General features: G+C 56.0%; 6 protein-coding genes. 2 read left to right on the top strand and 4 right to left on the bottom strand.

All coding sequences use genetic code 11. The annotated features are described in order from the left end of the window. Positions 1-365 precede the first annotated feature (365 nt). Positions 366-1,091, bottom strand: a complete 726-nt coding sequence (gene ubiG, locus WFK59_RS09190) for a bifunctional 2-polyprenyl-6-hydroxyphenol methylase/3-demethylubiquinol 3-O-methyltransferase UbiG (RefSeq protein ID WP_094119698.1) — start codon at positions 1,089-1,091, stop codon at positions 366-368. Between the two features lie 177 nt (positions 1,092-1,268). Here ubiG and gyrA point away from each other — a divergent pair, with 177 nt between their 5' ends. Next, positions 1,269-3,941 (top strand): DNA topoisomerase (ATP-hydrolyzing) subunit A, encoded by a 2,673-nt coding sequence (gene gyrA, locus WFK59_RS09185; protein ID WP_336755642.1) that lies wholly within the window; start codon positions 1,269-1,271, stop codon positions 3,939-3,941. Between the two features lie 806 nt (positions 3,942-4,747). After that, positions 4,748-7,600 (top strand): two-component system sensor histidine kinase RcsC, encoded by a 2,853-nt coding sequence (gene rcsC / locus WFK59_RS09180; protein WP_336755641.1) that lies wholly within the window; start codon positions 4,748-4,750, stop codon positions 7,598-7,600. A 51-nt stretch (positions 7,601-7,651) separates the two neighbouring features. Here rcsC and rcsB read toward each other — a convergent pair whose 3' ends face one another. The 3 genes from rcsB to WFK59_RS09165 are packed head-to-tail and all read right to left on the bottom strand — an operon-like array spanning position 7,652 to position 12,141. Beyond that, the gene (gene rcsB / locus WFK59_RS09175; RefSeq protein ID WP_031376602.1) at positions 7,652-8,302 is read right to left on the bottom strand and encodes a response regulator transcription factor RcsB; all 651 of its coding nucleotides are present in this window, start codon (positions 8,300-8,302) and stop codon (positions 7,652-7,654) included. Between the two features lies 1 nt (position 8,303). Then, positions 8,304-10,964, bottom strand: a complete 2,661-nt coding sequence (gene rcsD / locus WFK59_RS09170) for a phosphotransferase RcsD (protein ID WP_336755797.1) — start codon at positions 10,962-10,964, stop codon at positions 8,304-8,306. Positions 10,965-10,986: 22 nt separating this feature from the next. Continuing rightward, the gene (locus WFK59_RS09165) at positions 10,987-12,141 is read right to left on the bottom strand and encodes an MFS transporter (protein ID WP_233987550.1); all 1,155 of its coding nucleotides are present in this window, start codon (positions 12,139-12,141) and stop codon (positions 10,987-10,989) included. Between the last annotated feature and the right edge of the window lie 17 nt (positions 12,142-12,158).

Genomic DNA, 12,158 nt, shown 5'->3' with positions numbered 1-12,158 from the left:
ATCATGTCAACCAGATCCCACTTTTTTTTCTTAATTTGATCGGGCGCGTATTTCTTATTCAATCCGCTGTGCCAGGCCTGAGAAAGGGTGAAAAATCGCCAAAACCCGCTACCCGTGGTTCTGCTGGCGGGCGAACATGGAACGAGCAGAGAGGTCAGCTCGTCGCGGTTCAGCCTAACCCGTTGGCCGATAACAGAATGCTCGCCGACGGTGGAGCAACCCGCTATCGGATAGCCGCCAGGCTGCCGATGAACGGGTAACACGGGTAATAAAGGAGGGCAGAAGAGGGTGAAGGCGTCAGCGGATAGAACCTGCTGACGCTTAATCCTGCGGTGAGGCCCGCGCTAACCGGCGAGCCGCGTGACTCAGACCGCGCGGTGGGTATGCACCATATAGTTGACGTCGGTACCCGGTGCCAGCTTAAAGCGGTTGGTGACGGGATTGTAGTGCAGGCCGATGATGTGGCGTTCACGCAGCGCGGTTTCATCAACCCAGCCCAGCAGTTCGGAAGGACGGATGAATTTCTTCACGTCGTGCGTGCCGCGCGGCACCATACGCAGCACATATTCGGCGCCAAACACCGCCAGCAGCCAGGCTTTCGGGTTGCGGTTCAGCGTAGAGAAGAAGACTTCGCCGCCGGGCTTGACCAGCTGCGCGCAGGCGTGAACCACCGAGCGGGGATCGGGCACGTGCTCCAGCATCTCCATGCAGGTCACCACATCATATTTTCCGGCGTGCTGCTCCGCGTGCGCTTCCACCGTCTGCTGGACATAGTCGAGCGTTACGCCGCTCTCCTGAGCATGCAGGCGCGCCACGGCCAGCGGTTCAGCGCCCATATCCAGTCCGGTGACGATAGCGCCTTCACGCGCCATGCTTTCCGCTAAGATGCCGCCGCCACAGCCGACGTCGAGCACGGTTTTACCAAACAGACCGTTGCTGTGCTGCGCGATATAGCCCAGTCGCAGCGGGTTGATCCGGTGCAACGGTTTAAATTCACCCTCCAGATCCCACCAGCGCGAGGCAACGGCCTCAAATTTGGCAATTTCCTGCGCATCGACGTTCTGCTGATGATTCTGCGGTTGTGCATTCATTGAATCGTAACTCCTGACAAAATGTGCCATCAGTATAAACGCTTAACCGGTTATGGCACACCTTTCAGGCGCAAGGAAAAGCGGCTGAAATCGGTGGTTAACGTTCACCAGAGCATTGCAGTGTGATATACTTTCGCACCTTTAAAATCCGGGATTAAGTAGAGGGATAGCGGCTCCATGAGCGACCTTGCGAGAGAAATTACACCGGTCAATATCGAAGAAGAGTTAAAGAATTCTTACCTCGATTACGCCATGTCGGTCATCGTTGGCCGAGCTTTACCCGATGTGCGTGACGGCCTGAAGCCGGTGCATCGTCGCGTACTCTTTGCGATGAGCGAACTGGGTAACGACTGGAACAAACCCTATAAAAAATCTGCCCGCGTCGTCGGTGACGTTATCGGTAAATATCACCCGCATGGTGATTCCGCCGTTTACGACACCATTGTACGTATGGCCCAGCCTTTCTCCCTGCGTTACATGCTGGTGGACGGTCAAGGCAACTTCGGCTCCATCGACGGCGACTCCGCCGCGGCGATGCGTTATACCGAAGTCCGCATGTCCAGAATCGCCCACGATCTGTTAGCTGACCTGGAAAAAGAGACCGTCGATTTTGTCCCTAACTACGACGGCACTGAGCAGATCCCTGAAGTTCTGCCGACCAAAATTCCAAACCTGCTGGTCAATGGTTCCTCCGGTATCGCCGTGGGGATGGCAACCAATATTCCGCCGCATAACCTGCGCGAAGTGATCAACGGCTGCCTGGCCTACATTGAAGATGAGAACATCAGCATTGAAGGGCTGATGGAGCACATTCCGGGACCCGATTTCCCGACCGCTGCCATCATCAATGGTCGTCGTGGCATTGAAGAAGCCTACCGTACCGGGCGCGGCAAAATTTATATCCGTGCGCGTGGCGAAGTGGAAGCGGACGCCAAAACCGGCCGTGAGACCATCATCATTCATGAGCTGCCTTACCAGGTTAACAAGGCGCGTCTGATTGAGAAAATTGCCGAGCTGGTGAAAGAGAAGCGCGTCGAAGGCATCAGCGCACTGCGTGACGAGTCTGATAAAGACGGTATGCGCATCGTGATTGAGATCAAGCGTGATGCGGTCGGCGAAGTGGTGCTGAATAATCTCTATTCACTGACTCAGCTGCAGACCTCGTTCGGCATCAACATGGTGGCGCTGCATCAGGGCCAGCCTAAGATTATGGCGCTGAAGGAGATTCTGGAAGCCTTTGTCCGCCATCGTCGTGAAGTGGTGACGCGTCGTACCATCTTTGAACTGCGTAAAGCCCGTGACCGTGCGCATATCCTTGAAGGTCTGGCGATTGCGCTGGCCAACATCGATCCGATCATTGAGCTGATTCGTCGTGCGCCAAGCCCGGCGGAAGCCAAAGCCGGTCTGATTGCGCAGGCGTGGGATCTCGGCAACGTTTCCGCGATGCTGGAACGTGCCGGTGATGACGCCGCGCGTCCGGAGTGGCTGGATGCGCAGTTCGGTATCCGTGACGGTCAGTATTATCTGACCGAGCAGCAAGCCCAGGCGATTCTGGATCTGCGTCTGCAGAAACTGACCGGCCTTGAGCATGAAAAACTGCTGGATGAGTATAAAGCGCTGCTGGATCAGATCGCTGAGCTGCTGCATATCCTGTCCAGCGCCGAGCGTCTGATGGAAGTGATTCGCGAAGAGCTTGAGCTGATGCGCGATCAGTTTGGCGATGAGCGTCGTACTGAGATCACCGCCAATACCGCTGACATCAATATCGAAGACCTGATCAATCAGGAAGATGTGGTCGTGACGCTGTCGCATCAGGGCTATGTGAAGTATCAGCCTCTGACCGATTACGAAGCGCAGCGTCGTGGTGGTAAAGGTAAATCGGCCGCGCGTATCAAAGAAGAGGACTTCATTGATCGCCTGCTGGTTGCCAATACCCATGACACTATCCTTTGCTTCTCAAGCCGTGGCCGTCTCTACTGGATGAAGGTTTATCAGCTGCCAGAAGCGAGCCGTGGTGCGCGTGGACGTCCGATCGTTAACCTGCTGCCGCTGGAAGCCAACGAGCGTATTACTGCGATTCTGCCGGTACGCGAGTACACCGAAGGCTTTAACATCTTCATGGCGACCGCGCTCGGTACCGTGAAGAAGACCGCGCTGAAAGAGTTCAGCCGTCCGCGCAGCGCCGGCATTATTGCCGTGAATCTGCGTGACGACGATGAGCTGATCGGCGTGGCGCTGACCAACGGTAATGATGAAGCGATGCTGTTCTCCGCAGCCGGTAAAGTGGTGCGTTTCGCGGAAACCGCGGTCCGTGCGATGGGCCGTACCGCATCCGGTGTGCGCGGCATCAAGCTGGCCGAAGGCGATCGCGTGGTGTCGTTGATTGTGCCGCGTGAAGAGGGTGCAATCCTGACCGTGACGCAGAATGGCTACGGTAAACGTACCGCCAACAGCGAATACCCGACCAAGTCGCGTGCGACGCAGGGTGTTATCTCGATCAAAGTGACCGATCGTAACGGTCCGGTGATTGGAGCGGTTCAGGTAGTCGATGGCGATCAGATCATGATGATCACCGATGCCGGTACGCTGGTGCGTACTCGCGTGTCTGAAGTCAGCATCGTGGGTCGTAATACCCAGGGTGTGATTCTGATTCGTACGGCAGAAGATGAGAACGTAGTCGGTCTGCAACGCGTTGCCGAACCGGTTGAAGAAGAAGAGCTGGATTCAATCGACGGTAGCGTGGCGGAAGGCGAGGATGATATCGCGCCGGAAGCGGAGCTCGACGATGAAGAGATTGCACCGGAAGCGGATGCAGAAGACGAAGATGACGCGGCTGAAGACGAAGAGTAATTTGTCTGACGTAAGCTGAGATTCGTTGCCGAAACGGCAGGTCAGGGGAAACCCGGCCTGCCGTTTTTTTTGGCGCTGATGGCGGAGCATTGAGGTGGCGCTGCGGTGAGTGAGGTGTGGTTGGTGGAGTGAAGCGGTTAAGGGCGCTGCGGTGAGCTGGGTGCGGCCGAAAGGCCCGCACTGCCCGATCGCAAAGGATTCCCGCTTCCCTGCGGATCGGCCGCGCCATCCCTGGCGCGGACGCTTTGCTCTTCGGGCAGAGCGGGCTTTTCTGGTCTGGCTGGGGTGCGCTGGCGGTTGTGCGCTGGTAGCTGCGGGTTATGGGTGGTGGAGGGGTGAAGTGGCGCTGCGGTGAGCTCAGTGCGGCCGAAAGGCCCGCACTGCCCGATCGCAAAGGATTCCCGCTTCCCTGCGGATCGACCGCGCCATCCCTGGCGCGGACGCTTTGCTCTTCGGGCAGAGCGGGTCTTTCTGGTCTGGCTGGGGTGCGCTGGTGGCTGTGCGCTGGTAGCTGCGGGTTATGGGTGGTGGTGGAGTGAAGCGGTGAAGCGGTGAAGCGGTGAACTGGGTGCGGGTCTTTCTGGTTCAGTCAGCGGCGTTGCTTTTTATTGTTATGAGCGTGTCTTGGGTTGAATGGGCAGATACGGCCACCTGATGCTGGGGTAAAGATACCGCTTTCGCTATCCTAAAAGATTCCCAATCCTGGCGCTAAACCCGCTACCGACTGGCTTTTTTTTCCCGTTAAAGCTAGTGTATGGGCATTAAAAATCGATGATGCGACTAACCTTGCCAACTGCGAGTTCCACTTGAAATATCCTGTCTCTTTCCGCACCACGCTTCGCATCTCGCGCTATCTTTTTCGCGCGCTGGCGCTGCTAATCTGGACGCTGGGCGCCGTACTGACCGCCTTCTATATCATCAGCGTGTTGCATGAAAAAGAGACGCAGGTTCGTCAGGAGTTCGCCAGTAATTACGGCTCTATTCAGTGGTATGTCCGGCATTCAGCCGACATGATGCGTGAGCTGAAATATATTACCGAGAACCGCTTAACCAACGCCAGCAGCGGGCTGGATGTGCTGACCGGCATGATGCCAGGCAAAGCGGCTCAGCCGCAGTTTACACCGCTGTTTTCCGATGGCGACTGTACCTCAATGAGCAACACCTGGCGCAACTCGCTGGATTCCCTTAGCTACTACATCAATTACTGGAAAAGTAACTTTGCCTCGTCGTATGAGCTGAATCGGGTATTTTTCATTGGTGGCGAAAATCAGTGTCTGGCTGACTTTACCATCGGCAGCAGCAACGCCGATCGCGAGCGTAGCCTGAAATCGCTGCGTGAGAACGTGTTGCGCTACCGCAACAGCAATGAAGAAGAGCGCCGCAATCCGATGTACTGGATTAACAGCACTGCTCAGCCGGGTGTCGGTACCTTCTATATGGTGGTGCCGGTCTATGTCGCCAATAAACTGCAGGCGCTGCTCGGCGTCGAGCAGAATATCCGGCTGGACGAATTTATTCAGCCGGGCAGCCTGCCGGTTATCGCCTCGGTAACCGATGAAAATTATCGTCCGTTACTCAATTCGCGCCGTGGCGGTCTTGGCTTCTCGCTGGACGATCTGCCCGACGATAAAACCTGGTTTGGCTACCTCAACGGTTATCGCCAGCTGGTACTGAAGAAACCGCTGCCGCCGTCCGATCTTAACGTGGTGTGGTCAATCCCGACTCATGTGATGGTCGATCAGCTGAAGCTGATGATGATCAATGCACTGCTGCTCAATATTTTCAGCGCGATCATGCTGTTTACCCTGGCCTGGCTGTTTGAGCGCCGGATGTTCCTGCCCGCCGAAGAGAATGCGCACCGGCTGGAGGAGCACGAGCAGTTTAACCGTAAAATTGTCGCCTCCGCGCCGGTGGGTATCTGTATCTTACGCACCAGCGACGGCACCAACATTCTGAGTAATGAGCTGGCGCATAACTATCTGACGCTGCTGACCCAGGAAGATCGCCAGCGGCTGAACGAAATCATTGGCGGCCAGCAGGTGAACTTTGTTGATGTGCTGACCGGCAGTAACACCAACCTGCAAATCAGCTTTGTTCACTCGCGCTATCGCAATGAAAACGTAGCGATTTGCGTGCTGGTGGATGTCTCGGCGCGTGTCCGGATGGAGCAGTCGCTGCAGGAGATGGCGCACGCGGCGGAACAGGCCAGTCAGTCGAAATCGATGTTCCTCGCCACCGTCAGTCACGAACTGCGCACGCCGCTTTACGGCATCATCGGTAACCTCGATCTGTTGCAGACCAAGCAGCTGCCGAGCGGCATTGATTCGCTGGTCACCGCAATGAATAACTCGTCCAGCCTGTTGCTGAAAATCATCAGCGACATTCTCGACTTCTCTAAAATTGAGTCGGAACAGCTGAAGATTGAGCCGCGTCCGTTTGCGCCGCGTGAAATCGTTACCCATATCGTGGGTAACTACCTGTCGCTGGTGGTGAAAAAACGGCTGACGCTCTACTGCTTCATAGAGCATGACGTCCCGCAGGTGCTGGATGGCGATCCGCTGCGTCTGCAACAGGTGATCTCAAACCTGTTGAATAACGCGATTAAGTTTACCCACACCGGCTGTATCATCCTGCATGCGTATGTGGCCGAGGGCTATCTGGCGTTCCGCGTGCGCGATACCGGGGTTGGCATTCCGGCCAAAGAGCTGCCGCGGCTGTTTGATCCTTTCTTCCAGGTGGGTAATGGCGTGCAGCGTAATTTCCAGGGTACCGGACTGGGGCTGGCGATTTGTGAAAAACTGATCAACATGATGGATGGCGATATTGAGGTCGACTCAGAGCCGGGCATGGGCAGTCAGTTCATCGTACGCATTCCGATTTATAAAGGCCAACCGCCTGCGCTACCGCGGCTGGAAGAGATGCAGGACAAAAAAATCTGGCTGGCGATGTGCAACGAATACCTGGCGGAATTTATTGCGCGGCAGTTGCGGCAGCAGGGCATTCAGGTTGCTGAGTACAACGGCAAGCCCGGCCCGGACGATGTGGTGATGACCGATTACGAACTGGAAATCGATCTGCCGCTGCGGGCGCTGGTTACTTTTGACGGGTCGCATGTGGATATGCCGCGTGAACCTCATCCGGGACGCTGGATTCACTCTACCGCCACGCTGCATGAAGTGCCGACGCTGCTGGCGCGTATCTATCGCATCGTGCTGGACAGCGACGCAGCGGATGCGCTGTTGCTGGCCGGGCCGGTAGAGCAAAAAGTGCATAACGACGACATTATGGTGCTGATCGTTGACGATCATCCGATCAACCGTATGCTGCTCTCTGAACAGCTCGGCACCCTGGGTTACCAGGTCAAAACCGCGCAGGATGGGGTCGACGCGCTCAACGTGCTGAGCCGCAATGAGATCGATATTGTGCTGACCGACGTTAACATGCCGAATATGGATGGCTATCGCCTGACGCAGCGGCTCCGTCAGCTGGGACATCTGTTCCCGGTGGTGGGCGTAACGGCCAACGCGCTGGCTGAAGAGAAGCAGCGTTGTATGGATGCGGGAATGGATAACTGTCTGTCGAAACCGGTGACCTTAGACGTGCTGAAGGTAACGCTGGCGATCTATGCAGAGCGGGTACGTAAAACGCGGGCAGGATAGGGCAGGATAGGGCAGGAGTAAAGGCGGTGCCGGTGGCACCGCCTCGTGATACTAGTCTTTTTCGACCTGAGTCTGGCTGACAGACGACAGGTAGTTCAGCAGCGCGATATCGTTATCCACGCCCAGTTTCATCATGGCTGATTTCTTCTGGCTACTGATGGTCTTAATACTGCGGTTCAGTTTCTTGGCAATTTCGGTCACCAGGAAACCTTCAGCGAACAGACGCAGCACTTCGCTCTCTTTTGGTGACAGGCGTTTGTCGCCGTAACCGCCAGCGCTGATCTTCTCCAGCAGTTTTGCCACGCTTTCCGGCGTATACTTTTTGCCTTTCTGCAGTGCAGCCAGAGCTTTTGGCAGATCGGTTGGTGCGCCTTGCTTCAGAACGATCCCTTCAATATCGAGATCCAGCACGGAGCTCAGAATCGCCGGGTTATTGTTCATGGTCAGAACGATAATCGACAGATCCGGATAGTGACGTTTAATATATTTAATCAGCGTGATGCCATCGCCATACTTTTCACCCGGCATAGAGAGGTCGGTGATCAGGACGTTGGCATCGAGCTTAGAGAGATTGTTGATCAGTGCTGTTGAGTCTTCGAACTCACCTACAACGTTAACCCATTCAATTTGTTCCAGAGACTTTCGGATACCGAAAAGAACAATCGGATGGTCATCGGCAATAATTACGTTTAAGTTATTCATCTTATTGGTTACCTTGCTGCAGCAGTTGATTGACGTAAGCGTCAATATCACTGGTGGTATTTTTAATGTTTGAATCGTCACACGCTTTAATGTGGTGTTCTAACTCTTCACAAAGCTGTTTGCCGGGAGTCAGATTGAGCATGGCAAACACGCCCTTGAGGCGATGCGCTGTCTGAGCAAGCGAGGCGTAGTCCTTTTCCGCCGACTCAGTATACAGTCTCTTTACATCAACCGGTACTGTCTCCGTAAACAGCTGGAAATAGCCGCCGCTCATCAATGGCGTGGCCGCTTCTTCTTCAGCATCATCTTCCATCACATCGTGTGACAGTTGCTTCTCAATCAGCGCCAGCAATGCATCGAGCAGCGCATTACTGAGATTGAAATTAACCCGATACTGCTGGTCATTCAGCGCATGATGACCGGGTTCATCACCGGCCAGCAGCAGTGACCAGCCGCTCAGTTTGGTCGGATCATCGGTGATCAACACATCATGATCCTGCCCGGAAATACGCTCGTCTGGCGTCAGACAACGCGCACCCCAGTTTTCCAGATGGCGGCAGACGATCTTGTGTACGTCTTCCACGGCAATCTCCACCAGCGCGGTGACGCCATCGAGAATTTTTTCCTCTTCCTCTTCGGTTTTCTGTTCCAGCACCAGCGGCAGCTGCATGTTGTAGCGGGTGCCGATATCGGCTTTCGCCACGATATCCAGACTGCCGCCCATCTGCTTGCACAGCTGTTTGCACAGGAAGAAGGCCATACCTGACGCCTGACCATAACGATCCTGGCGGGTATCGCCAAGGAACGGGAAGTCGACATTCGCCAGCTCATCCACCGTCAGGCCGGCACCGGTATCGACCAGCTCAATCATCAAGCGGTCGGCCTGTTTATCCGCTGCTTTGACTTCCAGCGTGATTTTGCCCCAGCGCGTGGTAGTCAGCGAGTAGTGCATCAGAGTGATCAGAACCTTACGCAGCGCCCGGCGATCGCCAAAGCGCATTTCATCATTCGGCAGATGATTGTTCACCACCAGCGCCAGCCCTTTACGCCGCATCAGCGGCAGGCTTTCCAGCGCGATTTCATCCAGCAGCTCCTGCAGACTGAATACCGTCGCGTCCGGTGACCAGTCGTGCGCCTCCAGCCGGTTAAGCAGCACGATATCGTCGACCAGGCGCGCCAGACCCTGACTCTCATCCAGCACGTCCAGCACGGTTTCATCGCTGTCACGCTGACTCAGCTGGACCAGCTGCGAGACAATTTTTTCCAGCGGCTGATTCAGGGCATGACCGAGGTTATGCAGCAGCTGCTGTCGCATCTGATGGTTACGATCCAGTACCTGCTGCGCCTTTTGCAGCTTCTTATTCACCAGCAGCTCACGATCCTGGTCGCGCATCATAAACAGCTGAGTATGAGGCGACAGCACGCTGCGGGCGTGACGAATCTCATACACTTCATTATTGATGGTGGCCTGCAGCACGCCCTGATGCTGGTCGGACATATTAATGATCTTCTGCAGATTAAGATGTGGCAGAAGATGTTCCGCGATCTTATTACTTAGCAGAGTGCGGTTACTGGCGAAGTCATACACCAGCAGGCCGACCGGCAGGCTGGCAACAATCTCTTCATTTAATACCCGCAGCGAGTCCAGTTCCGCGCTCTGGTTCTCACTGGGCCGCAGTGACTGCTGGCGCAACAGCACCATGCCACCCAGTGACAGCAGGAACAGCAGCAGATTGATCAACAGTGGCCACAGCAGATTATGCAGCGTATCAATAATCAGCCGGCTAATCGGCACCCGATAGACCAGCTGCAGCGAGGTACTCGGCAGCGTGGCGGCAATTTCGACATTGGGATTCACCAGCGAAATATGGGTATTTTCTGACTCCTGCTGATCGCTGGCAGTGGCAGCAGGCAACGTCGTGTCCTGGCGCAGCTGGAAGTTCTCCAGCGGCATGTTTTGCGGGATCAGATCGTTGACCGGCAGATCAAAGGCCACCACGGTTGCCAGATGGCCTGGCTGGTTAAAGGTGGTGCGCAGGGTAAAGTAGTGATCGTTCTGAAAGGCGAGATGACGCAGCGCCGAGAAACTTTCGCGCTCATCCAGCGCATTGGCCTGCTGCAACATTTCCGCACGGCGGCCATCCACCATCGAGCTGATGGCGCTCTCTTTGTAGCGGGTTGCCATATCTTTCAGCGGCAGGGTAGAGATCATAATCAGGCTGTTATCCTGACCGTTGAGAAAGTACATCGACCAGGTCGGATTTTCCGCGCCCCATAGCGTGTCGAGATAATTGGACATCCGCATGGTCATGTCGAGCGTGCTGCTGTCATGCGAACCAAAAATCAACGCTTCGGTTTTGCGTCGGGTTTTTTCCAGATAATAGACGTCAGGACGCAGCCGCGTCTCCTGCAGATTGGCGCTGGGCGCGGCGCCCGCTGCGCTGGTAGAGAGGTTTTCATAAATCTGCCAGGTGGCAAAACGGTAGGCATCGATGCGTTTTTGTACGTCGCGCGCCAGATCGGTCATGGCGTAACGTTTGCTGGTCAGCCAGGCGTTGACCGAGTTATGCACCATAAAGCCCAGCGCCAGCAGCAGCACCAGATTAAAAACGACAAAGAAGCGGGTGACATTGCCGGATGTCAGGGGAAACTTGTAAGGCAACATAGCGTGTCTGATACCTGAATTATCGCGCAACTTTTCGCGCACTGGCGGCCACAGCTAACAGCAATAGCGCAATCAATAAAAACGCGCCGCTGAGGCTGATCCATTGTGAAATGAATCCGATTAAAGCCGGACCTGAGAGAATACCCGCATATCCCAGCGTTGTCATGGCAGAAATCGCCAGGTTCGCCGGCATATCCCGTTGATTCCCGGCGGCATTGAATAACATCGGCACGGTGTTCGACAAACCGAACCCGACCAGCAGAAAAGCCAGCAGGGCCACTTCCGGCCACGGCAGCCAGACGGCCAGGCTCATGCCGGCAGCAGCCGTCAGCGCGCCGGTCAGCATCACCGGATAACGGCCAAAACGGTGAATCACCTTATCGCCGCTGAAGCGGCCCAGCGTCATTGCCAGCGAAAACAGCGCGTAGCCCAGACCGGCATAAGTCGGCGACATGGCCGGATTCTGCAACAGCAGCAGCGCGCCCCAGTCCAGAACCGCGCCCTCTGCCAGAAACAGGATAAAGCAGAGCAGGCCGAGAAAGGCGACCCAGCCACGGGGGATCACCAGCCAGGGTTGATCGGGCTGGTGTAAGCGCTCATTCAGCAAGCCGGGCAGGCGCCACACTAACAGCAGCAGCATCACGGCCATGATCACCAGAATGGCGGTCAGCGGGGTGAAGCTCAGGCTCAACAGCAGGCTGACGGCACCGGCACCCAGAATGCCGCCGAGGCTGAAGAAACCGTGGAAGCCAGACATCATCGGTTTGCCTGCGGCTTTCTCGACCTGTACCGCCTGGTAATTCATCGCCACATCCAGCATCCCCAGACCGGCACCAAAAAAGGTCAACGCTGCAGCCATCACCAGATGGGAATCCGCCGTGGCCAGCAGCGGCATCATCGCCAGTACCAGCAATGCTGAAAGGGCCATCACCCGACGACAGCCAAACCGCGCCACCAGTGTGCCGGTTACCGGCATCGCGGCCAGCGAACCCAGGCCCAGACAGAGCAGCAGCGCGCCCAGTGATGCGCCGCTGAGCTGCAGACGATCGCGGGCAAACGGCACCAGCGGTGCCCAGGCCGACATGCCTAAGCCATTGATCAAAAAGATGGTGCGCGTGCCCCAGTTCAGGCGGCTCTGATGTTTGTTTTGCGGTGCAGCGTCCAGTGCAGTCATAGCTCAGATTCGTCAGT

This window comes from Pantoea sp. USHLN298 (assembly GCF_037149395.1).
Taxonomy (GTDB): domain Bacteria; phylum Pseudomonadota; class Gammaproteobacteria; order Enterobacterales; family Enterobacteriaceae; genus Pantoea; species Pantoea astica.
Note: the sequence above shows the minus strand (reverse complement) of the source record. Positions and strands in the feature narration are given on the sequence as shown.